Origin of the sequence: Vibrio sp. ECSMB14106 (genome assembly GCF_000972265.1) — a bacterium.
GTDB lineage: Bacteria > Pseudomonadota > Gammaproteobacteria > Enterobacterales > Vibrionaceae > Vibrio > Vibrio kanaloae.
The window spans coordinates 25020-49174 of the sequence record NZ_LAUM01000022.1; the positions used below are offsets into that span (position 1 = coordinate 25020).

Annotated in this window: 14 protein-coding genes and 1 pseudogene; 8 read left to right on the top strand and 7 right to left on the bottom strand. The window is 45.6% G+C overall.

Annotated features, from left to right (window positions below):
* The first annotated feature begins 118 nt into the window (after positions 1–118).
* Positions 119–710 (top strand): annotated as a pseudogene (gene tadA, locus WR49_RS14950) (tRNA adenosine(34) deaminase TadA).
* A 75-nt stretch (positions 711–785) separates the two neighbouring features.
* Here tadA and WR49_RS21720 read toward each other — a convergent pair.
* Both WR49_RS21720 and mltF read right to left on the bottom strand, forming a co-directional pair.
* Positions 786–920: a hypothetical protein gene (locus WR49_RS21720; protein WP_017056742.1), complete on the bottom strand. Its 135-nt coding sequence runs from the start codon at positions 918–920 to the stop codon at positions 786–788.
* A 296-nt stretch (positions 921–1216) separates the two neighbouring features.
* The gene (gene mltF / locus WR49_RS14955) at positions 1217–2782 is read right to left on the bottom strand and encodes a membrane-bound lytic murein transglycosylase MltF (protein ID WP_017056743.1); all 1566 of its coding nucleotides are present in this window, start codon (positions 2780–2782) and stop codon (positions 1217–1219) included.
* 342 nt (positions 2783–3124) lie between these two features.
* On the opposite strand from mltF, the gene purL reads away from it, so the two are divergent.
* Positions 3125–7036, top strand: a complete 3912-nt coding sequence (purL, locus tag WR49_RS14965; protein WP_046224541.1) for a phosphoribosylformylglycinamidine synthase — start codon at positions 3125–3127, stop codon at positions 7034–7036.
* A gap of 182 nt (positions 7037–7218) precedes the next feature.
* Here the strand turns inward: purL and dapD are convergent, their stop codons facing one another.
* The gene (gene dapD / locus WR49_RS14970) at positions 7219–8250 is read right to left on the bottom strand and encodes a 2,3,4,5-tetrahydropyridine-2,6-dicarboxylate N-succinyltransferase (protein ID WP_017056746.1); all 1032 of its coding nucleotides are present in this window, start codon (positions 8248–8250) and stop codon (positions 7219–7221) included.
* Positions 8251–8752: 502 nt separating this feature from the next.
* Here dapD and ushA point away from each other — a divergent pair.
* Complete coding sequence (gene ushA / locus WR49_RS14975) at positions 8753–10453, top strand: bifunctional UDP-sugar hydrolase/5'-nucleotidase UshA (RefSeq protein WP_046224542.1); 1701 nt, start codon at positions 8753–8755, stop codon at positions 10451–10453.
* A 74-nt stretch (positions 10454–10527) separates the two neighbouring features.
* Here the strand turns inward: ushA and WR49_RS14980 are convergent, their stop codons facing one another.
* The 3 genes from WR49_RS14980 to WR49_RS14990 all read right to left on the bottom strand — a co-directional run bounded on the left by WR49_RS14980 (position 10528) and on the right by WR49_RS14990 (position 12699).
* On the bottom strand, positions 10528–11169 hold the full coding sequence (locus WR49_RS14980; protein WP_046224543.1) for a MarC family protein: 642 nt from the start codon (positions 11167–11169) through the stop codon (positions 10528–10530).
* Positions 11170–11420: 251 nt separating this feature from the next.
* On the bottom strand, positions 11421–11714 hold the full coding sequence (locus WR49_RS14985; RefSeq protein ID WP_046224544.1) for a YebG family protein: 294 nt from the start codon (positions 11712–11714) through the stop codon (positions 11421–11423).
* An 88-nt stretch (positions 11715–11802) separates the two neighbouring features.
* Entirely contained in the window at positions 11803–12699 is an 897-nt protein-coding gene (locus WR49_RS14990; protein WP_046224545.1) for a LysR family transcriptional regulator, read from the bottom strand.
* A 205-nt stretch (positions 12700–12904) separates the two neighbouring features.
* Between WR49_RS14990 and WR49_RS14995 the strand changes: the two genes are divergently transcribed.
* From WR49_RS14995 to recD, 5 genes are all read left to right on the top strand, one after another.
* Positions 12905–13855, top strand: coding sequence for a TDT family transporter (locus WR49_RS14995; RefSeq protein WP_082082785.1), 951 nt, complete (start codon positions 12905–12907; stop codon positions 13853–13855).
* 127 nt (positions 13856–13982) lie between these two features.
* Complete coding sequence (recC, locus tag WR49_RS15000; RefSeq protein ID WP_046224547.1) at positions 13983–17459, top strand: exodeoxyribonuclease V subunit gamma; 3477 nt, start codon at positions 13983–13985, stop codon at positions 17457–17459.
* A 6-nt stretch (positions 17460–17465) separates the two neighbouring features.
* A complete protein-coding gene (locus WR49_RS21510) occupies positions 17466–17627 on the top strand; it encodes a hypothetical protein (RefSeq protein ID WP_170960514.1) in 162 nt (53 codons plus the stop codon).
* A 260-nt stretch (positions 17628–17887) separates the two neighbouring features.
* On the top strand, positions 17888–21562 hold the full coding sequence (gene recB / locus WR49_RS15005) for an exodeoxyribonuclease V subunit beta (RefSeq protein WP_046224548.1): 3675 nt from the start codon (positions 17888–17890) through the stop codon (positions 21560–21562).
* On the top strand, positions 21559–23763 hold the full coding sequence (recD, locus tag WR49_RS15010) for an exodeoxyribonuclease V subunit alpha (RefSeq protein WP_046224549.1): 2205 nt from the start codon (positions 21559–21561) through the stop codon (positions 23761–23763). The genes recB and recD overlap by 4 nt, the downstream gene beginning before the upstream one ends.
* A gap of 102 nt (positions 23764–23865) precedes the next feature.
* Here the strand turns inward: recD and WR49_RS15015 are convergent, their stop codons facing one another.
* The gene (locus WR49_RS15015; protein ID WP_046224581.1) at positions 23866–24057 is read right to left on the bottom strand and encodes a hypothetical protein; all 192 of its coding nucleotides are present in this window, start codon (positions 24055–24057) and stop codon (positions 23866–23868) included.
* Positions 24058–24155 lie beyond the last annotated feature (98 nt).

Consider the following 24155-nt stretch of genomic DNA (forward strand, 5'->3'; position numbering starts at 1 on the left):
GAGCTAACTTAAATAGCACGGTATTCTCAGATAACCGAACTCTATTTTTAGTCACTTCAATTAGAACCTCGTTAGTCACTTTATTTCACGATATTGTCCACTTTCGCTAAGATTAGGTATGCTTTATTGCATACCTTTTTTGTTCCTATTTCTTTGTTTTTCTGGAGTTCCCTTTGTCAGACTATCAATTCAGCCCTCAAGATGAAATTTTTATGCGACGTGCCATTGAGGTGGCTAAGCAAGCTGAGAGTGAGGGAGAGGTTCCCGTGGGTGCCGTTTTGGTAAAAGATGATGAGATTATCTCTGAAGGATGGAACCGCTCGATTGGTAGCCACGATGCCACGGCACACGCAGAAATTGAAACCTTGCGTAAAGCGGGGCAAGCTTTGGAAAACTATCGCTTACTTGATACCACTTTATACGTCACGCTAGAGCCATGTCCTATGTGCGCCGGAGCCCTGTTACATAGTCGTGTAAAACGCATTGTGTTTGGTGCACCTGACTTGAAAGCTGGTGCGGCGGGTACAGTGTTAAACCTATTTAAAAGCCAAGCGTCTTACCACTATGCCGATGTTGAACACGGCTTGCTAGAATCAGAGTGTCGTGAGCAATTGCAGGCATTTTTCAAGCGTCGTCGAAAAGAGATCAAAGAGCAAAGAAAACGACAGCGATTAGATGAAGAGCTGGGCGAAAAGGCAGATAAAAGTTAACAGTCTGAATAGATCATTCCGCGCTTATGAGACGTTAAAAATAGGCACTTTCTATGCGAAAGTGCCAAAGTAAACTTACTCGGCAATCATTTGCATGAAAGCACGGTTGCGCCAAATGATCTTTTTCTTATTATTTGAAAGCATACGCTTACGACGGTTTGCAGCAACGGTCTTATCAAGGCGCTTCGGTTTCAGTTTGTTCTTTATCATTTTAACGATTTCCTATTTGTCGTCTGACTTGTAGTTTGGAGCAATGTTTAATTATAGTGTTATTCGTTCTACCATGTTCGAATTTGCTTCGAGAGACATTCTACTCAACATTCGACGTCTTGATGAGACAATCCGTAATATTGATTATGGTGTGCCGTTATAAAGTTCGATTGTTACTGCAATATGACACGCTGCCTCTAAGCCTCACTTTGCCTATCCTACTCCGTTAGCGCGAAGCCATAAAATAGGGTAATAAAAAAGAGCAAGGCTAAATGGCATTGCTCTTTTAGATTTTACTATGGGGAAGCAGAACTATTAATTACCGACTGAGCAGCATTGATGGCTGATTCAGAGCCTGAGATCTCTAAAGGCGGGATCACGACCAAACCTTCAAGACTCGCTTCTTGTTCTTTATGCCGCTTATTTACATGGCCGATAATACTTTGGTAATAACGGCGAATGTTTTCAACGTAATTTTTTGCTTCATCACCGCGGGCGTACCCGTAACGAGTATGTCTATAGTATTTCTTCTGTCGTAATAGAGGTAACCTATCTTTTACATCCCCCCAAGCATCAGGATCGCCACCTTGCGCTTTGGTTAAGCGACGTGCATCCATCATATGCCCGTAACCTACATTATAGGATGCAAGGGCAAACCAGATTTTCTCGTGTTGGTCAATGGAGTCTGGGACCCGGTTTACGATACGACGCAGGTATTCGACTCCGCCCTGTACCGATTGCTTAGGGTCGAGACGGTTAGTCACACCAACACTTTTCGCTGTAGGCAGTGTCAGCATCATCATACCGCGAACACCCGTCGGTGAGCGTGCGACAGGGTTCCAATGTGACTCTTGGTATGCCAAAGCAGCAATTAAGCGCCAATCAAATTCTTTCGAGTATTTCTGAAACAGTGGTGACCATTTTGGTAGTTTGCTATCTAACGCGCGGATAAAGGCACGAGTATCAACGTAGTCAAAGGTACCAATGTGGCCGATGTATTTCTCTTCCAGTGAAGCCAATTCACCAGATTGCTTTAGGTGGCCGAAGAACTCGATCAGTAAAGCATAAAGACTTTCATCTTCAGATCTCTGTAAATACCAAGAGATTGGTTGGTCTTCTGTTAGCTCAAAAGCTAATGCGACGTCTGGGTACAAACGTTGTGCCAGTGATAGCTCGATAGAGTCTGCCACCGTAAATAAACGTTCGCCTGTCGATACTTCTTTTAGCAGGTCATTGATGTCTGCATTGTCGACCGCGTCGTAGATAAAGTCATCGTGTATGTTCTGCAGTTGCTTGAGTGTTGGTTCGAAGTGTGAGTCTTTCACTACCACCAAAGCTGGAGTTAATGTGTCACTGGAGGGTGTTTCTTCCAATTGAGTTTGTGCGTTTACAAATTCAGCCTGACGTTCGTTTTCAAACGAAATCAGTTGTTCGAGGTTTCTTGGCCTCCATTGACCTTTCTTGTAAACGACTTGCTGGCTTACATAGTAATAAGCAGGTGCAGCGCGATACGCACGTGTCAGGTTATTGTTTTGTGTTAATCCGGTTGCGATGAGATCGATTTCACCTTTCTTTAAAGCAGGGAATAGGCCGGATAAGCGGTAAGCGGGTTTAACCTCAAGCCTTACACCAAGCTCTTGTGCAAACTCACGAGCTAACTCGTAATCTAAGCCAGCAGGGCCATCCGGACCAATGTAATAAGAGAGTTGGTTATTGAGGGTTCCGACACGAAGAACGCCGCGATCTCGTATCTGCTCAAGGACACTTTTAGGTTCAGATTCAATCTGGCACCCTGTCAGTCCAAACAGGGCAATAGCGAGCAGAAGGAATTTAGACGAAAAGGTGAGCGTAAATTTAGGCATCAAAATGAAATCTCGAAAAGTGGAAGCCCCTTTATACCAAACCACGCAAGGCTGGCAAAGCAGCTTTAATTAAACTGATGTAAAAGTGGTGATAAATGCAGCAAAAGTACCATTTACACAGAAAGATAAAAAAAATAACGCAAACGGTTGCTTTTGGTGTTACGTCACAAAAAGAAATGCTTTATAATGCGCTCGCATTGAAGAGGTGGGATCGGCATAGGTTTGGCAACCTTCGGGAAATACTCTCAGGAATAGCTTCGAAGAAAACAGTTAGGTTGTACCTGTAACCCACTGAATTTATTCCAATACTACCTTAATCAACTGCATAAGAGACCTAAGCACATGAGAATTTTGCGTGGCTCCCCAGCTCTATCTGAGTTTCGTATTAACAAGCTTTTAGAGCTTTGTCGTGAATTAAGCTTACCTGTAACAGGTATTTACGCTGAGTTTGCCCACTTTGCTGATTTAACGGCAGACCTAGATGAGTCTGAAGTTGAGAAGCTAGAAAAGCTACTGACTTACGGTCCAACGATTGAAGAGCATGAACCTGAAGGTTTACTGCTGCTTGCAACGCCACGCCCGGGCACTATCTCGCCTTGGTCTTCAAAATCAACAGATATCGCACACAACTGCGGACTGGCTAAAGTGTCACGTCTAGAGCGCGGTACAGCTTTCTACATTGAAACCTCTGCTGAACTTTCTGAACTTCAACTTGTTGAGCTGAAAGCAATTCTGCACGATCGTATGATGGAAGTGGTTTTCACTGACTTCGAATCTGCAGCGGCACTGTTCACGGTTGCTGAGCCTGCTCCATATATGGAAGTTGAGCTATTAGCAGGTGGACGTAAAGCGCTTGAAGAAGCAAACGTTACCCTAGGTCTTGCACTTGCAGAAGACGAGATTGATTACCTTCTTGAAAGCTTCACTGAAAAGCTAGGTCGTAACCCAACTGACATCGAGCTAATGATGTTTGCACAAGCGAACTCAGAGCACTGTCGTCACAAGATCTTTAATGCTGATTGGACTATCGATGGCGTTAAGCAAGAAAAATCATTGTTCAAGATGATTAAGAACACCTTTGAAACGACACCAGAACACGTTCTGTCTGCTTATAAAGATAACGCAGCGGTAATGACAGGTTCTGAAGTCGGCCGTTTCTTCCCAGATCCAGAAACTCGTCAGTACAACTATCACCAAGAGAAAACACACATCTTGATGAAAGTTGAAACACACAACCACCCAACGGCAATCTCTCCATGGCCGGGCGCATCAACAGGTTCAGGCGGTGAAATCCGTGATGAAGGCGCTACTGGTATTGGTGGTAAGCCAAAAGCGGGTCTGGTTGCGTTCTCTGTATCTAACCTTAAGATCCCGAACTTCGTTCAACCTTGGGAAACTGATTTTGGTAAGCCAAGCCGTATCGTTACTGCATTGGATATCATGCTTGAAGGACCTCTTGGTGGCGCGGCATTCAACAACGAATTTGGTCGTCCAAACCTACTTGGTTACTTCCGTACTTACGAAGAGAAAGTTAACTCTCACGCAGGTGAAGAAGTACGTGGTTACCACAAGCCAATCATGCTGGCTGGTGGTTTAGGTAACATTCGTGATGATCATGTTCAGAAGAAAGAGATCCCAGTAGGAGCCAGCCTAATCGTTCTTGGCGGTCCTGCAATGAACATTGGCCTTGGTGGCGGTGCAGCATCTTCAATGGATTCGGGTTCTTCTTCTGAAGACTTAGACTTCGCTTCTGTACAACGTGAAAACCCAGAAATGGAACGTCGTTGTCAGGAAGTGATCGACCGTTGTTGGCAGCTTGGTGATGCGAACCCAATCGCATTTATCCATGATGTGGGCGCAGGCGGTATCTCGAACGCACTTCCTGAGCTAGTAGATGATGGCGAGCGTGGCGGTATCTTCAACCTACGTGACGTACCAAACGATGAGCCGGGCATGAGCCCACTTGAGATCTGGTGTAACGAATCTCAAGAGCGTTACGTAATGGCGGTTGCTGATAAAGACATGGCAACATTCGACGCGATTTGTAAGCGTGAGCGTGCACCTTACGCAGTCGTTGGTAAAGCAACGGAAGAGCGTGAGCTTAAACTTGAAGATTCACACTTCGACAACACGCCAATCGACATGCCAATGGACATCTTATTAGGTAAAACACCTAAGATGCACCGTGACGCTAAGACGCTAAAAGCGAACAACCCTGCGATTGACCGCTCTGGTATCGAGATGAACGAAGCGGTTGACCGTGTTCTTCGCTTGCCAACAGTCGCTGAGAAAACATTCCTTATCACTATCGGTGACCGCTCGGTAACTGGCCTTGTTGCTCGTGACCAAATGGTTGGCCCATGGCAGGTTCCTGTTGCTAACTGTGCTGTAACAGCAGCAAGTTACGACTCTTACCACGGTGAGGCAATGTCTCTTGGTGAGCGTACACCAGTGGCACTTCTAGACTTCGGTGCATCGGCTCGTCTAGCGGTTGGTGAAGCAATTACTAACATCGCAGCGACCAACATCGGCGATATCAAACACATTAAACTATCGGCTAACTGGATGTCTCCAGCAGGTCACCCAGGTGAAGATGCAGGTCTTTACGAAGCGGTTAAAGCGGTTGGTGAAGAACTATGTCCAGCATTGGGTCTAACTATCCCAGTGGGTAAAGACTCAATGTCGATGAAGACTAAGTGGGAAGAGAACGGCGAGCAGAAAGAAGTAACGTCTCCGCTATCTCTTGTTATCACTGCGTTCGCACGTGTTGAAGATGTTCGTAAGACAATCACTCCTCAATTGCGCACTGACAAAGGTAATACAAGCCTAGTTCTTATCGACCTAGGTAACGGCAAGAACCGTATGGGTGCGACAGCACTTGCACAGGTATACAAGCAGCTTGGTGATAAACCAGCAGACGTAGACAACGCAGCACAACTAAAAGGTTTCTACGAAGGCATTCAAGCTCTTGTAGCGAACGATCAAGTTGTCGCTTACCACGATAAAGGTGACGGTGGTCTATTCGTAACGCTAGCTGAAATGGCGTTCGCAGGTCACTGTGGTGTTAACGCTGATATTGCGGCGTTAGGCGAAGATACGCTTGCGGCACTATTCAACGAAGAGCTAGGTGCTGTCATCCAAGTTCGCAACGATGACCTAGACGCAGTTCTTTCTACTCTTGCAGCTAATGGCCTAGAAGCGTGTTCACACGTAATTGGTTCTGTTGAAGCATCAGACGAAGTAGTGATTAAGTCAGGCGCAGACGTTGTAATCCAACGTAACCGTACTGAATTACGTACTATCTGGGCTGAAACCACGCATAAGATGCAAGGCCTACGTGATAACCCAATCTGTGCAGACCAAGAGCACGAAGCGAAGAAAGACAATTCAGACCCAGGTCTGAACGTGAAACTGAGCTTTGACGTAAACGAAGACATTGCAGCACCATTTATCGCTGGTTCTATGATAAACAAAGGTGCTAAGCCTAAAATGGCGATTCTACGTGAGCAGGGTGTTAACTCTCACGTTGAAATGGCAGCAGCATTCGACCGTGCAGGCTTCGAAGCAACTGATATTCACATGAGCGACATCCTAACAGGTCAAGCGGTACTAGAAGAGTACAACGGCCTTGTGGCATGTGGTGGCTTCTCTTACGGTGACGTACTAGGCGCTGGCGAAGGCTGGGCTAAGTCAGTTCTGTTTAACGACTCTACGCGTGACCAATTTGAAAACTTCTTCAAGCGTGAAGATACCTTCTCTCTAGGTGTGTGTAACGGTTGTCAGATGTTGTCTAATCTACGTGAACTTATCCCAGGTGCTGAGTACTGGCCACGTTTCGTTCGCAACGAATCAGAGCGTTTCGAAGCACGTTTCAGCCTAGTTGAAGTTCAGAAGTCAGATTCTGTATTCTTCAACGGCATGGAAGGTTCTCGTATGCCAATCGCAGTTTCTCACGGTGAAGGCCGCGTAGAAGTGCGTGACAACGACCACCTAAACGCGATTGAAAACTCAGGTACGGTTGCACTACGTTACGTTGATAACAACGGTAACCAAACGCAGCAATACCCGAACAATCCGAACGGTTCGCCAAACGCTATCACTGGTTTAACGACGACAGATGGCCGTGTGACTATTATGATGCCGCACCCAGAGCGTGTATTCCGTACGGTTGCAAACTCTTGGTCTCCGGAAGGTTGGGGCGAGAATGGCGCTTGGATGCGTATGTTCCAAAACGCACGTAAGAATGTGGGTTAATCACTTTCTTACTAGCCGCATTAATCTAGGCTAAGTTATGCAAAAATGAAAAGCGCAGATCGAAAGATCTGCGCTTTTTTATTGTTTACTGAGCTTTTAGCGGACATTTTGATAAAAGAAAAGCCGCTGGATTTAACCCCAGCGGCTTTCTGATTTATAACAAAATGCATCTAGCATTTAGATTAGTTGTTGCTGTGTAGCTCGCTGTTCAGTTCAACAGCAGACTTGTTCGCTAGACATTCGATTTGACCGGTGATCGAGTTACGACGGAACAGAAGATCAGAAACACCAGCTAGGTCGCGAGCTTTAATGATTTCTACTTCGTTGCCTTCTTTATCTAGCATACGAACCTTAGTACCCGCAGTTACGTAAAGACCAGACTCAACCGTACAACGGTCACCCATTGGGAAGCCAAGACCCGCGTTTGCGCCTAGTAGGCAGTTTTCGCCGATAGAGATAACCATAGTACCGCCACCAGATAGCGTACCCATGATAGAAGCGCCACCGCCGATGTCTGAACCGTTACCCACAACAACACCTGCAGAGATACGACCTTCAACCATGCTTACGCCAGTTGTACCCGCATTGAAGTTGATGAAACCTTCGTGCATAACCGTTGTACCTTCACCCACATGTGCGCCAAGACGAACACGAGAAGTGTCAGCAATACGAATACCTGTTGGTACCACGTAATCCACCATTTTAGGGAACTTGTCTACGCAATCTACAGACAGAGCGCGACCAGCAAGGCGAGCTTCGATTTGGCGCTCAGCAAGCTCTGGAAGATCGATAGGGCCTTCGTTAGTCCATGCGATGTTGTGCAGTAGACCGAAGATGCCGTCCAGTACCGTACCGTGTGGTTGTACTAGGCGGTTAGAGATAAGTTGTAGCTTAAGGAAGCCTTCAGCAACTGATGCTGGCTTCTCGTCAGCCGCAAGAACAACAAGAACAAGTGGTTGCTCAGATGCTGCTGCTTTTTCTGCAAAAGATGCGTTTGCTGCATCGTCGTTTGCTGCGAATGCTTTCGCTAGTTCTGCGCTTTGTGCAGCAGAGATTTCGATAGCTTGGTTGCCTTCAGTGTAACCTGCAACCTCACCAACAGCTGCTACAAGAGCATCGCTTGGGTTTAGAAGTGGGTTAGGGAAGAACGCTTCAATGATTTTATTGTCGCGATTTTTGGTTGCCGTACCGAAGGCTAGTGAAAAGTAAGCCATGTTGAATCTCCATGTGTTGAGTCTTGATTTTGCTATTCCAAAACAGCGGCTCGAATAACAAGCGCTGCCGTTAGCAAAGTTAATTTAATTGCGTTCATCATAAAGAGAGCGCCCTCGTTATGAAAGGCCGCATTGGGATAAAGTCTGTAAAATGATACTGCTTGTCTTTTTAGCGATAGTTTTTATTATCCGGATACTAACCTAATAGCTTAACGAGTCGCACTCACTTTAGTTGCACGTAACAACCTCTATTCCATATCTGATACTTATGTTAAGTGATCTCTTTGTTATCAGTATCAATAGGATTAGTCACACTTCCTTCATAAATATATGTTTATTATGAAAATTAATCGAGTTCTGTTGATTTATCGTTTGTGCTTACAATCTGAGTAAATACTCAAACTTTCAACCAACTAACTAAGATGAAAATCACTAAAACTTAAAAAAATATCAGTATATTGCCTGCAATAACGACATTAAAACGATGAATAAAGGATCTTCTATGAATTTTACTAAGTCTTTACTGGTGCTCTCTATCGGCATTGCGATGGTTGGTTGTGGCTCGGATAGTGACGATATCACGGTGACATGTGATACCGCGGATTCTTGTACCAAATTTACGGTTTTGCATACTAACGATAACCATGGTCGTTTTTGGGAGAATAGTAAGGGTGAGTATGGGATGGCGGCTCGTAAGACTTTGATTGATAGTATTCGTGAAGAAGTTACTCAAAATGGTGGTGAGACGATCCTATTGTCTGGCGGTGATATTAATACCGGTGTGCCTGAGTCTGATATGCAGGATGCCGTCCCTGATTTTGTTGGTATGAACCTTCTTGGTTACGATGCGATGGCATTAGGCAACCATGAATTCGACAACAGCTTAGATGTACTAGACATGCAGGCTGAGTTGGCTGACTTCCCTATGCTAGCGGCGAATATTTATATAAAAGATGGAGACACAGTTACTGATGAACGCCTTTTCTCTCCATATAAAGTATTCACCATTAATGGGTTAAAAATTGCAGTTATTGGCTTAACGACCAAAGACACAGCAAAACTTGTTAACCCTGATAATGTCGCGATGATCCACTTTGCCGATCCACAAGTCGAAATCAAAAAAGCCATAAAAGAAATTGAGGCCAATGAAACGGTTGACCTGATTTTTGCTACCACGCATATGGGGCATTACGCAGATGGTCAGCATGGTAGTGAAGCGCCTGGCGATGTATTGCTTGCTCGCTCTCTAGAAGAAGGTCAGCTAGATGCAATTATTGGTGGACACTCTCAAAACCCCGTTTGTATGGAAGGCAATGAATACGCCGACTTCAACCCAGGGGATGACTGTAAACCTGATCAGCAAAATGGTACCTACATCATGCAAGCTCACGAGTGGGGTAAGTATGTAGGCAGAGCTGACTTTGAGTTTTATGACGGCAAACTGCATTTAGCGAAGTACGACCTGGTTCCTGTGAACCTAAAAGAGAAGGATGAAAACGGTGATTATCAGTTTATTCAATCTGAAATAAAGCCTGATGCTGCTGTAAAAGCTACTCTCTACCCATATCAACAACAAGGGCAAGATCTCCTCGATGTCATCATCTCAAAGACAGATGCAAAACTGGAAGGTGATCGTGATGTTGTTCGTTCAGAACAAACTAATCTTGGTCACTTGTTAGGAGAAGCATATCGCACTTATGAATTGGTGAATGCTGACTTTGGTGTAATGAATTCCGGTGGTGTACGTGATTCAATTGCAAAGGGAGAGGTGACGTATCGCGATGTGTTGACGGTGCAACCTTTCGGAAACTTCGTGACCAAAGCAACGATGACAGGGGCTGAGGTGAAAGCGTATTTAGATGTGGTTGCGACGATGACTGCGGGTTCTGGCGCTTACGCTCAACTCGACAACATTAGTTTAACCGTTGACTGTGACTTGGGTGATGTAACCATTCGAGATATCAATGGCAAAGGTTTTGACTTGGCAGATACTTACACCTTCTCTGTGATCAGTTTCAGCGCGGCTGGTGGTGATGATTATCCTGTAATTGATGTTGAATCGACTCAAATGACAGACGCCTCCGTACTGCGAGAGTTTTTTGTCAAGAATCCGAATGTAACCGCTGCAAATTACGCCCCCGCGGATGGCGACCTAATCTATATGAGCAATGGCGTAGACGTGAAAGGTTGCCCTGCGAACTGATTTTCAATTAAGCAATAAAGAAATAGCCAGCGAATCGCTGGCTATTTCTTTATAAAACTTAGTGAAGTAAGAGGCTAGATAAACAGCGCCTTGTAAGCCTGTTCAATCCCTTCAATCAACATCTGCATGCCGATAACCGCAAGTATCAAACCCATCATTCGAGTAATCACGTTCAATGCGCTTGGCCCTACGGCTTTCACGAAGCGTTCGCCGAATACAAATAATATGTAGGTTAAGGTACACAGTAGACCAAACGCGACGATGGTGATTATGGTCTCGTAAATTCCTTCCGTGCTGGCAAAGTTCATCGCGGTGGCTATAGTGCCGGGGCCTGCCAGTATAGGCATGGCTAAAGGTGATACTGCGATACTCAATGCTGCATCTTGCTGCTCGTCTGAATTGACCTTCTCTTTTGCTTTGGCGTGTGTTGAGTCGCCTTGTAGCATGTGAAAGCCAATCAAAAAGACCAGAATGCCGCCCGTGATGCGCAGTGCGTAAAGCGTGATACCAAATAGGTCGAAGATGAGCTTACCCGACACAGCAAAGGTACTGACGATTATGAAGGCGATGAACACTGAGCGGAAAGCGATAGACTTGACCGTTTCCCTATCATTGTCACCGGTTAATCCAAGAAAGATTGGGGCATTGGCGATTGGGTTCATGATGGCAAAAAAGCCCATGAACACGGTAATGGTATGAATGATGAGCTCTTTCATATTATTCCTTTGAAAATATGCAGTTAAATACCAATGGTTTGTGTATTTAATCTTAGATACAAATAATTATTAGAAATAGATAGTAGAGCAAGTGTGAATGAAAAACAGCCAACGGAAGGCTGGCTGTTTGGTTTTAGTGATAGGTGTAGAGTTTTGGTCGTGCAGTATAGCTAGTTTCTCAAATCAAAAAACGCCAATAACGGACTCTTATTAGAGGCGTCATTGACGTTTTCAACAGAGGTATCAGTTAGTTACGCTGCATCTTCTTCTGCGTCTTCAACAGCTTCAAGCTTCTTAGCTTTTTTCGGAGCTGGTTTACGCTTAGCACCTAATGCGTAAAGAACTTCTTCTTTATTCTTCGCTAGGTACATTGCAAGTTCTTCTTGCTTGCCTTCATCTTCAACTAAGTCGCTTTTGCTTAACAGTTCAAAAAGCTCATCAGCCATATCCAGCATTTTGTCGTATGCGTCAGCTTCGGCTTTAGAGGTAAAAGTCATTTTCTCTTCTCCGTTGCGTTCGACCACGTACTTGACGATAACAGCCATGGTTAATCCTCTAAGTTTGATAAAATTTACTGGCTTTTTATACAGTTTCTGATGTTAAAAGTCCAGTTGGAGCCCTAACAATGCGGCCTCAATCTTGATGTGTAGCCCAGTCTTCACAATAACTCATGAAAGATTTCAGCAGCGGGCTCTGGTATTTGTCTTTGTGTACCAGCATCCAGAAACGTCGTTTCATGTCGAGTGGGACATCGAGTGCTTTCACTCGGCCTGAGTCAATTGCTCGTTGCGCCGCCAGTCGTGATAAACACGCGAATCCAAGATTGGCAGAAACTGAATTGATGATCGCTTCAGTGGTGTTGAGTTCAAAGGATTCATACCAATGTTCGATGCGAGGAGCAACGGCACGAAGGAAAAACTCGCGGGTCCCTGAGCCTGATTCTCGTAGAATCCAGTGACTATCTTCCAAATCGCTTAAAGTCACTTTTTCTTTTGAAACGAGAGGATGTTGATTACTAACGATAATACACATCTCATCGTTACTGAACTGGCTTGATATCAACTCAGGATGGAGTGTTTTTCCTTCAATTAGCGCGATATCCAGTTCATAATCCACCAACTTTTGGCAGATCAGCGCACTGTTTGAAATGAACAAGCTCTGGTCTTGATGCTGAGTTCGTTCGCGAAAGCCTGACAGAATAAAGGGGGCGACCTGATTACCAATCGTGTCACTCGCGCCAACCTTGAGATTGCCACTTAATGGCTGGTCGTCACGGAACAAAACATCAATACCAGCAGCACGATGTAATATCTCATCGGCCAATGGGAGCAACTTATGTCCCTCTTGGTTGAGAATTAATCGGTTGTTGACCCGGTCAAATAGAGAGTGGCCGAGTTGTTTCTCCATTTCGCCTAGTGCCATGCTGACCGCAGCTTTAGACAAAAACAGCGCTTCTGATGCGGCGGTAAGCGTTGAATGCTGGGTAATGGTGACAAACACTTTGAGCTGTTTTATTGAAATATTAGCCATCAGATTCCTAGTTTTACGCTGCTGGTGGAAATTCTTGTTCAGTATAAATGAACATTTGTTATATATAATTGGATATTGTTTAACGAATCGCAAGCGTATTATGGCTTCAACAAGCTGATGAGTTCACAAGTTTAGTGAATTAAGTTTAAGAGAGGCTGACATGATTCAACGCATTAAATATAGATTAACAGGAGCTCCAACACCCATGGCAGGGTTAGCACTAGCAATCGCAAGTTTAGGCTGGTGCTGGGATGGTGTTTTAGTCGCACAAGGTATTTTGCACACTCCAGGCTTAGTGCAGTGGATCAGTGCAGGTATTGCGGCGGTATTGCTTCTTGTTTTAGCTGTGAAATTTTTGATTCATGGTCACCTATTGCGTGAAGATCTTGCTCACCCTGTTGTCGGCAGTGTGGTACCAACATTTGCGATGGGATGCATGGTAGTGTCAGCGTCTTTGGCGCCAATCTCTCAATTCTTACAAGAAGCGATGTGGCTGGCATCTGTAGCTTTGCACGTCGTGTTTCTAGTGAGCTTTTTGTACCACAGAGCAAAACAGTTTGAGATTCACCATATGGTACCAAGCTGGTTTGTGCCACCAATTGGTATTATCGTGGCAGACGTTTCTTTCTCTGGTAATCCTGTTTTAGAGCCTGTAGCGAACGCGACCTTGGTATTCGGCTTATTGGTTTACGCAGTAATGCTACCAATAATGGTTTACCGTCTGATCTTCTCTCACGAAGTGCCTGACGCAGCGAAACCAACCATTGCGATTATGGCTGCACCTGCAAGCCTATCTCTAGCAGGATACCTAACGGTTTCAGCAGATCCATCGCCAGTTATCATTGGTATGTTGTTTGGTATTGCAGTGCTAATGACGTTCATCATTTACGCAGCGTTCTTCAAACTACTTCGTCTACCGTTTAGCCCAGGCTATGCCGCATTTACCTTCCCTATTGTGATTGGTGCAACGGCACTGTTTAAATTGGCAGCGTGGATGCAAGCACAAGGTATTGAAGCGCATTACATAAATCAAGTGTTCGGCCTAGCGTATCTTGAACTGATCGTGGCAACTTTAGTCGTCGGTTATGTCGCCGTTCGCTATTGTATTAACTACAAACCTCATCGTGTTTTAAGTGCGGTAGCAGGTAGGTTGTAAAGGGCAATAGTTCAAAAGATAAACGGAGCTTAAGTTTTCAGTATTTCATAAGCTTATATTCCTCATCCAAACTCGGCACTTATGCTAATCTGGCAGTATATTGTGGCAAGATTAGCGTGAGTGCACTTTGTTTACTGTTTACCATTCCAATAAAGTTGATACTTTAAAAATCCTTCTCGTTCACTTAATTAAAAGTGATCCTTTAGCCAATCCCTTCGAAAAAGAGCAGATCTTGGTTCAGAGCCCAGGTATGTCTCAATGGCTTAAGATGGAACTCGCCAAAGAGTTTGGCGTAGCAGCAAATATCGATTTCCCACTTCCAGCAACCTTCATTTGGGATATGTTTACCCAAGTGCTTCCTGATGTACCTAAACGCAGTGCTTTTAACAAGGAAGCGATGACATGGAAGCTGATGAGTTTGCTACCCGCTAAGCTTGACCACCCTGATTTTTTACCTCTACAACGCTACCTTGAAAACGACGAAGATGATTCGAAGTTGTATCAATTGGCAGAAAAAATTGCCGATATCTTCGATGGCTACTTGGTGTATCGACCAGAGTGGATGGCGATGTGGGAAGCGGGAGAGCCCGTTTCCGAACTTATTGATGACGAAGGGCAGCAAGAGCACCCTTGGCAACCGATTTTGTGGCAAGCACTCTATGAGCAAACCCTGTCTCAAGGCCAATCAAAATACCACCGTGGCAATTTGTACCACGACTTCATTGAAGCGCTAGCCAATCAACAAGGTCAATTGCAACATCTGCCGAAACGCTTATTTGTGTTTGGTATTTCTTCGCTGCCTCCTCGCTACATGGATGCATTGAAAGCACTTGGTGAGCAGATTGATGTGCACTTGATGTTTACTAACCCTTGCCAACATTACTGGGGCGAAATTCGCGATCGTAAATATTTGGCAAGAGTTGAAGCGCAGCGTCGTAAACAGTTTGCTTTGATTGATGGTTTACCTCAGCTTGAAGGCGAAGCCTCACCATTGAAAGATGGCATTGAAGCCAACGTTGAAGACGAACTACACACCAGCCAAGCTGTCGGTAATAGCTTGCTGGCGTCTATGGGTAAATTAGGCAGAGATAACCTGTTCTTGTTATCTCAGTCAGACAGTGAAGAGCACGAGTTTTTCATTGATGTTGAGAGAGACAGCCTCCTTCATCAACTGCAAGCCGATATTCTCCAGTTAGAAGAACATCAAGACGACCACATCTTAGATTCCAGCCACCATAAACAGGTGGTTGAACTGGGAGATCGCTCTCTGACCGTGCACGCGTGTCACAGCCCTATGCGCGAGGTTGAAGTCCTTCATGATCAGCTGTTGGCAATGTTTGATGCTGACCCGACACTGAAACCGCGCGATATCATCGTAATGGTATCTGACATTAATGCTTATAGCCCAGCGATTCAGGCAGTATTTGGTAATGCCCCGGGTGAGCGCTATATCCCTTACTCGATCTCAGATAGAACCGCTGATCAAGAAAGCCCAATTTTAACCGCCTTCATGCAGCTGGTCGCGCTACCGAATACGCGTTGTTTAGCGTCTGAGTTATTAGAGTTGTTAGAAATCCCTGCAATGATGGCGCGCTTTGGTATTGATGAGTTTCAATTCGAGCAAGCCAAGCAGTGGGTTGAAGAAGCGGGCATCCGTTGGGGTGTCGACTCTTCTACCGCAACGGAATTTGATCTACCTGCAACCGAGCAAAATACCTGGCTATTTGGTATTCAGCGCATGTTATTGGGTTATGCGATGTCGGACTCTGCGGGCTTGTTTGAAACTGAACACTTTCCAATTGCCGCTTATAACGAAGTTCAGGGTATTAACGCCGAACTTGCGGGTAAATTAGCGCACTTTATCGATCGTATTGCCCATTACCGCCAGCGTCTGACTGAAACACAATCAATCGATATGTGGCGTGAAACCTTGCTGCAAATAATTGATGATTTCTTTGCGGTTGAGCTGGAAGGTGAGGTGGTGCTTAAGTCGATTCGCGACGCGCTTTCGCAACTGAATGAACAGCTTGATGATGCCTTGTACGAACAAAAGCTATCGCCAAGCATTATCTATCAGTATTTGAATAATAAACTGTCGGGTGCGCGTATCAGTCAGCGTTTCTTAGCGGGGCAAGTTAACTTTTGTACCCTGATGCCGATGCGTTCTATTCCGTTCAAAACCGTCTGTTTGTTAGGTATGAATGATGGTGTTTACCCTCGCTCAATGCCGCCTGAAGGTTTCGATTTGATGAACGGACGCACTCGTCCGGGTGATCGTTCTCGTCGTGATGATGACCGTTATCTATTCTTAGAAGCAATGCTGTCAGCACAAGAGTGTTTATACATAAGCTATGTCGGCCGTTCGATTCAAGATAATACTGAGCGAGTGCCGTCAGTATTGGTTTCAGAGTTGATTGAGTACTGCCAGCAAAACTACTGTTTGAGTGAAGACCAAGCGCTACCAAGTGATGATTCTGGTATCAAGCTGACTCAAGCGATCAGTTTTGAACACACCATGACGCCATTTAGCCCGGCAGCCTTTACTAAAGGTGATTCAAGCCATGTGCTGAGTTACGCCAAAGAGTGGCTTCCTGCGGCTAACCGTTCCGGTGAACGCAGTGGTGAGTTCAACCGAGCATTGGACGACTATTTGTTGGGTGCAACGTATCCGTTAGAACTCGACTTGGTTGAGTTGCAGCGTTTCTGGCGCTTACCGGTGCAATACTTCTTTAATCGCCGTCTCAAAGTCGTGTTTGAACCGCCACTTCCTGTAATGGAAGACGATGAGCCATTCGTACTCAATGGACTAGAGAGCTTCCAGCTTAAAGATGCGTTGCTGCAAGTGTTGCTGGACCACCCAGAAGGTGCAGAGGAAGCGGTGCGACAGTTTGTCTCTGAGCAAAAAGCACAAGGTCGATTACCTGTTGGCGCCTTTGGTGACATCGAATTTGAAACCAATCGTGTTCAAGCGGAAGACTTAGCCAAAGAGATTAGATTTGTGAGCGGATCACCGCAGCAAGATCTCGAAGTGAATATCGAGTTTGACGTGTTAGGCGAAGGTAAGCCTGTTCGCTTGATGGGGTGGTTAACTCAAAACTATCAATCAGGTCTAGTGCGTTTCCGTAGCGGCAAAATACGCTCTCAAGATTACTTGGCTGCGTGGATTGATCATCTATCCTGCGCTGTTATGGGGCACGGAAAAACGACCCATATTATTGGCTACGACAGAAAAGAGGGCGTGGTTCATCAAACGCTACAACCTATCGGCGATGCGCAGCAAGCGAAGAGTATATTAGCTGAGTTAGTACGACTGTTTTATCAAGGTATGACAGCGCCACTGCCTTACTTCCCGAAAACCGCATTAGCAGGTGTTGAAGCGGGCTTTAGCCGCGGTAAATGGGTCGATGATGAAGAAAAGTCACTCAAGAAAATGGCCGATACCTTTAACGACAGCTTCGCCTTTACGGGCGAGGGCAGAGATACCTACATCTCACGAATTTGGCCTAAGTGGGATGATGAACTGGCTGCTCAATCACGTATGTACTCGACACTTGTGTTGCAGGCGGCAAGGTTGGCTGCAGCCGATCTGGAAGATCAGGAGTAGGTGGCTGTGATCGACAAGATCAATAGCGAGTGCGCTGAATTAATGAAAGACAAAAGAGAGTCGCTGGTAAGAGTTTGGTACGCTTGCTTTCAAGATGAAGGGAATCAAGGTGAATTGAAGCAAGGTACAGGAAATAAAGTGGCCGCCAGTAAATCATTATTAGTGTAGGGCGTTCGCTGTACGGCCACAGGTCAGAGGGACCATTATTCTGTGGTTCAAAGTAACGCCGTAAAGTACAAAACTCATAGGCGCTCCTGAACTCGTGGGCGCATAGTAGCGAGGCGATCTGAATTGATCCGTGAGAGAGATCGCACTAACTATTAACAAATCAGCGTAGGACGTAAATTGAATGACGTTTTCCACGCTAGGTCACATTTATAGCAATAGTCACATTTTTAACAGACTCATCTATCAAAAGGCAGTAAGGCATGACGACCATAAGCAGTGTTCAGGTAATCGCTCCACAGACACTCGATACCATGACGTTTCCACTTCATGGCGCGCGTTTAATTGAAGCATCGGCGGGTACTGGTAAAACATTCACCATTGCTGGCTTGTACTTGCGCCTACTGCTCGGGCACGGCACTGCTGCGCCGCAAGGTGATCTGACGGAAGCTACACGACACCATGAGCCACTAACTGTAGACCAAATTCTGGTGGTGACCTTTACTGAAGCGGCTACGGCCGAGCTGCGGGATCGTATTCGTGCGCGAATCCATGATGCACGGATTGCGTTTGCACGTGGGCAAAGTGACGACCCAGTGATTGCGCCTTTGTTACAAGCCATCGATGATCATGCTGGCGCGGCGAAAACTCTGCTCAATGCTGAAAGGCAAATGGATGAGGCGGCGGTCTACACCATTCACGGTTTCTGTCAGCGCATGTTGACCCAAAATGCCTTTGAATCTGGAAGCCGTTTTGATAATGAATTTGTGACCGATGAAAGCCACTTGAAAGCGCAAGTAGTTGCCGACTATTGGCGTAAGCAGTTTTACCCGCTACCAATTCAACTCGCGGGCGAAGTACGCAATATTTGGGGTTCTCCCGCTTCTCTATTGGCTGACGTAAATCGTTATCTGACGGGTTCTCCACTAAAGCTAACCGTCGAAGCAATGTCGGGCGACCTGCAAACTCTGCACAATCAAAACCTAGATAAAGTGAAGCAACTTAAGGCGTTGTGGTGCGAATCCGAAGCGGACTTTTTGGTTTTGATTTCAGGTTCAGATGTGAACAAGCGTAGCTACACTAAGAAATCTTTACCGACTTGGTTAGAAGCCGTCACGGCATGGGCGCAGAGCGACACTCATGATTACCAGTTTCCAGATAAACTAGAGAAGTTCTCACAAGCCACGTTAATTGAAAAAACACCGAAAGGCACTGCACCTCAGCACGCCGTTTTCGAAGCGATTGAGGACTTCTTAAATTCTCCAGCAGATCTAAAAGCTCCATTGCTGGCGCATGCCATTACCCATTGCCGAACCATGTTAGCCAAAGCTAAACAGCAAAAGCAGTGGTTATCGTTTGATGATTTGTTGACTCAGTTATCCGCGTCCATTGATGTGGATGAGCAATCATTGCTAGTGGAGAGAATTCGAACCTTATACCCAGTGGCGATGATCGATGAATTCCAAGATACCGATCCGCTGCAATACAGTATTTTTAGCCGAATCTATTTAGATAACCCGCAATGCGGTCTGTTTATGATCGGTGATCCGAAGCAGGCTATTTACGGCTTCCGTGGCGCAGATATCTTTACCTACATTAAGGCAAGAAACCAAGTTAGTGCTCACTATACGTTAGGCACTAACTGGCGTTCGAGTGCTGATATGGTCAGCGCGGTAAACCAAGTGTTTATGAATTCGGATAGCCCGTTTATCTACGACCAAGACATTCCATTCTTACCCGTTGCTGCTAGCCCATCGGCTGACAAACGCCAATGGGTAATGAACGGAGAAACTCAGCACGCACTGACCTTTTGGCTTCAAGATGCTGAAGATAAGCCATTACCAAAAGGCGAATATCACAAAGCCATGGCCGAGGCGACAGCGAGTCAAATTCAAACCATTCTGACCGCTTCTCAAAATCAACAAGCCTATTTTGATAACGGCAAAAAACAACATGCCGTGAATGCGGGTGATATTGCTGTTTTGGTTCGAACCGGTAGTGAAGGTCGTCTGATCAAGAACGCGCTGTCTGAGCAAGGCATTGCGAGTGTCTACTTGTCGAACAGAGACAGTGTGTTCACCAGCTTGGTCGCACAAGATATTCAACGTTTGTTGCAGGCGGTGCTGACACCTGAAAATGACCGAGCATTACGCGCAAGTTTAGCGTCGGAATTGTTTGCTCTGGATGCCGCATCATTGGATGAACTCAACAACGATGAAGTGGTGTGGGAAAACGTCGTTAACGAGTTTAGAGAATATCGTAAGTTGTGGCTTCAGCGCGGCGTGTTGCCAATGCTTCGCAGCGTGATCAGTAAACGACATCTCGCGGAACGCTTACTGGAAGAAGAAAATGGTGAGCGCTCACTCACTGATTTAATGCACATTGGGGAGTTGTTGCAACAAGTAAGACAAGAACTCGATAGTGACTATGGCTTGTTGCGTTGGCTGGCTGAAGCAATCTCAGATGCACAAAATGGTTTAGGCGGTAGTGACGACGACATTCAACGCCTTGAATCAGAAAGAAACTTAGTTCAAATCGTCACTATTCATAAATCGAAAGGTTTGGAATATGATCTAGTATTCCTGCCGTTTGTGGCGAGTTACCGTGAAGCGAGTGAAGGTAAGTTCTACGACCATGATTCAGATACCACAGTGCTTGATATTACCGGTAGCGACAGTGCTTTAGCGCAAGCCGATAAAGAGCGATTGGCGGAAGACTTACGTTTGATTTACGTGGCGCTGACTCGTGCTGTTTATGGATGTTTCATTGGCATGGCACCGCTACGTAAAGGGCGTTCAACTAAAGAGCCAACTGGCGTTCACTTAAGTGCGATGGGCTACTTGGTTCAAAACGGACAAGAGCAAGGCATTGCTGAGTTGAATCAAGCTTTGTTAGCGATTGAGAGTAAGAATTCAAGCGTACTATTGTCTGAAACGCCTACCGCTCACGAGCACGTTTTTGTACAAGCAGAACAAGTGAGTGACGACTTACAGGCCAGTGAACTTAAGGCGTCAATCGACCGAGCTTGGCGTATCACCAGTTACTCAGGACTAGTCAAACAGGGCAGCCACGGAGCAAGCCATGATGCGACCATTGAGGTGTCTGGCTTTGATATTGATTCGGCGGATGAACAAGACGAGTCTGAGTTGATAGAACCTGAACGTTCTATATTCACCTTCCCTCGTGGCGCTCGTCCAGGTACCTTCTTGCACACCTTGTTTGAGGATGTTGAATTTACCGAGCCAGCAACCAGCGAGCATAACACGCAAGTAATCACTCACTTATTAGAGTCAGAGCAATACGAACTCGAGTGGCTACCCGTGCTTCAACAACTGGTCGATACGGTGCTGAACACCGCGTTGGATAGTAAAAATCTAAAACTTAGCGAGAAAGACTCAACGCAACGTTTAGTCGAGATGGAATTCTTGTTGCCGATCGAAGTATTAGCCGCATCTGAATTGAATCAAACCATTCAATATCACGATCCGTTATCAGCAAAAGCGGGTGACTTAGGTTTTCAAACTGTACAAGGCATGCTGAAAGGCTTCATCGATTTAGTGTTTGAGCATCAAGGAAAATACTATGTACTTGACTGGAAATCGAACCATTTAGGTGATGATGTTGCCGTCTACCATGGTGAAGCATTGAAATCGGCGATGGCCGACCACCGCTACGATCTGCAATATCAAATCTATGCGTTGGCATTGCACCGCTTCCTACGCAGTCGCGTTGCGGATTACAGTTATGACGAACATTTCGGTGGGGTTTATTACTTGTTCCTAAGAGGAATGGATGGCCAATCACAACAAGGTGTTTTCTCGGCTAAACCAACACTGGCTTTGCTCGATGAAATGGATCAATTGATTGACGGTAAAGTGATAGACAGACGTTCAGCACAATTGAATGACGATGAAACTGGACAGATGGGGCTTTTATAATGACAACGACCACTAATATGGAAACAGCGAACTCTGTAAAGCCAGTTTCACTTATCCCTGAACAGCTCATGGATGTATTAAAGTTCCTCGCTGATAAGGGATCAATTCGTCAGTTGGATTATCAGTTTGCCCGTTTTATTTCTCAGCAAACCATGAGTCATTCTCAACAGATTGGTTTTCTTGCTGGGGTGGTGAGCCATGAATTAGGCAAGGGGCATATTTGTACTCAGCTTATACAGCAACATACGATAGGCCCTGAACAAACGGCCGATCTTGCTCAGTTACTTGGGCTATACGGTGAAACGGCACTGCAACTGAACCAGAAACTGTTAGGTATTGATTGGGTGGCGGTACTTCAATCGTCCAATTTAGTTGGAACAACCAATGACTGTGTTAAGCCGCTGATGTTTGATGGACAGCGTGTCTACTTACAGCGTTATTGGAACTACGAAGTTGTGCTGGCAGACACGTTGAACCGTTTAAGTAAGCCGGTAGAATTCAATATTGAACAGAAAAAGGCGCTGACGGAAACACTCAATCAGCTCTTCGCACGCAGTTACCATTTTCTGTTTAATGCCTTAGCCAAGGCTGAAGCAAGCCAACACACCTCTCAGGTATTACGCCAACAACTGGTGTGTGACCATCTAGATATTGTGAATGAGCAAGTTCTAGATTGGGGCGCGATAGACCAAGCGATTGTTCAAGCTAAACAAGTGACCGATTTAGATGTGCTGGATAGTCTAGTGCCGTTATCTGTTTGTTTGAATTGGCAAAAAGTGGCGGCAGCGGTGGCGTTAAGTCGACGTTTTGCGGTTATTTCTGGCGGACCGGGCACCGGTAAAACGACCACGGTAACTAAGTTACTTTCGGCTATGGTTGAACAATCAATCAGCCAAGGTAAAACACCGACGATCAAGCTGGTGGCTCCAACAGGTAAAGCGGCGGCACGTTTAACTGAGTCGATTGGTAAAGCGATTGAACAACTGCCTTTAGCGCCTGAAGTAAAAGCCAACATACCGACGGAATCGAGCACTTTACACAGGTTGCTCGGCGCGATTCCTAATCGTGCTGAGTTTAGGCACAACCGACGCAATCCGCTTCACCTTGATATCTTAGTGGTGGATGAAGCTTCGATGGTCGATCTGTCGATGATGTATAAGCTGGTCGATGCACTTCCTGAACACGCAAGGCTGATTCTGCTTGGGGATAAAGATCAACTCGCTTCGGTAGAGGCAGGTGCTGTGCTCGGTGATATCTGTTCATTCAACTCTGCAGGGTACAGCACAGCGCAAGGCAACCTGATTGCGGAAATGACTGGTTTTGATGCGATAGCCAAACCCAGACAGGCCAAAGCTGGTTCGGTTAACGCTCCTGCGATTGCAGACAGCTTGTGTATGCTGCAGAAGAGTTATCGTTTCGATGCGCGTTCAGGTATCGGACAGTTGGCAAAAGCAATCAATAACGGCTCTGCTAAGCAGGTCGATCAAGTGTTTGCTAAAGGGTTTGAGGATATAGAAAATCATCCCCTATCGAGTGACAGCTATAACTTGATGCTGCGTACTTTAGTCAATGAGTATGGTGCGTATCTGAACCGAATGAACGTGCCGTTAGAAGAATTAGAAACTCAGGAAGCGCGAGCTAAATCGGTGCTCGACTTGTTCAGCCAATGTCGATTGCTGTGTTCCATTCGTGAAGGTGACTTTGGCGTTAAAGGCCTCAACCACAGAATCGAAAGGGCACTTGCCGCCAGACGTTTGGTGAACCCACACAACGATGAGTTGTGGTATCACGGACGTCCTGTAATGGTAACGCGTAACGATCATGGTTTGGGTTTATACAATGGTGATATTGGTATATGTATGCTTGAATCTGATTCGAGTCATTCTGATACAGCACCTAGATTGAAGGTCTATTTTGAATTGCCCGATGGCAGCGTGAAAGCGGTGTTGCCAAGCCGAGTGCCCGATCATGAAACGGCTTATGCGATGACGATACACAAATCGCAGGGTAGTGAATTTGATCTGACCTTAATGATCTTGCCGCCAGATTTCAGCCCTATTTTAACGCGAGAGCTTATCTATACTGGTATTACACGTGCGAAGAAACGACTGATGATGTTCAGTGATACGAATGTATTGAAGCGTGGTATTAAGGTAAAAACAGAGCGAGTGAGTGGTTTAGGCAGTCGCTTAACCAGCTAACGAAGATAGATACTTGGCGAAAGTGTTTAGGGGAGTCAAGTGACCAAATTGCAGGGGATAGCGTATACATAAAGCAACCCTCCTTGGTTGCTTTGAGCGTTATTAGGAATCAGAGCCTAAAAACGCTCGAGTAAACGATATATGGTTTATCTTGTACTTTGCTTGGCAATTTAAAATAAACTCTTTAAGGTTCTCGCTCACAGGGAACACGCAGTGTACGTCTAGCCCTTCTAAGAATTGGTTGTCGGCCATATCCCAAAAACTTTGCAGCGAGTTACAAACAATGGTTCTCATATCAATGTTGCTCTTTTTGCTGTTTATATCAACGAGCAAAGCTATTCCTAGCGTGCTGACCGTCAACGGGTATAGCAATCCGTGCAGTGACCACCTTA

Excerpts from the sequence above, each read along its gene's own strand:
- WR49_RS21720 (WP_017056742.1), bottom strand. The coding sequence starts at position 920 with ATGATAAAGAACAAACTGAAACCGAAGCGCCTTGATAAGACCGTTGCT.
- mltF (WP_017056743.1), bottom strand. The coding sequence starts at position 2,782 with ATGCCTAAATTTACGCTCACCTTTTCGTCTAAATTCCTTCTGCTCGCT.
- purL (WP_046224541.1), top strand. The coding sequence starts at position 3,125 with ATGAGAATTTTGCGTGGCTCCCCAGCTCTATCTGAGTTTCGTATTAAC.
- dapD (WP_017056746.1), bottom strand. The coding sequence starts at position 8,250 with ATGGCTTACTTTTCACTAGCCTTCGGTACGGCAACCAAAAATCGCGAC.
- ushA (WP_046224542.1), top strand. The coding sequence starts at position 8,753 with ATGAATTTTACTAAGTCTTTACTGGTGCTCTCTATCGGCATTGCGATG.
- WR49_RS14980 (WP_046224543.1), bottom strand. The coding sequence starts at position 11,169 with ATGAAAGAGCTCATCATTCATACCATTACCGTGTTCATGGGCTTTTTT.
- WR49_RS14985 (WP_046224544.1), bottom strand. The coding sequence starts at position 11,714 with ATGGCTGTTATCGTCAAGTACGTGGTCGAACGCAACGGAGAAGAGAAA.
- WR49_RS14990 (WP_046224545.1), bottom strand. The coding sequence starts at position 12,699 with ATGGCTAATATTTCAATAAAACAGCTCAAAGTGTTTGTCACCATTACC.
- WR49_RS14995 (WP_082082785.1), top strand. The coding sequence starts at position 12,905 with ATGGCAGGGTTAGCACTAGCAATCGCAAGTTTAGGCTGGTGCTGGGAT.
- recB (WP_046224548.1), top strand. The coding sequence starts at position 17,888 with ATGACGACCATAAGCAGTGTTCAGGTAATCGCTCCACAGACACTCGAT.
- WR49_RS15015 (WP_046224581.1), bottom strand. The coding sequence starts at position 24,057 with ATGAGAACCATTGTTTGTAACTCGCTGCAAAGTTTTTGGGATATGGCC.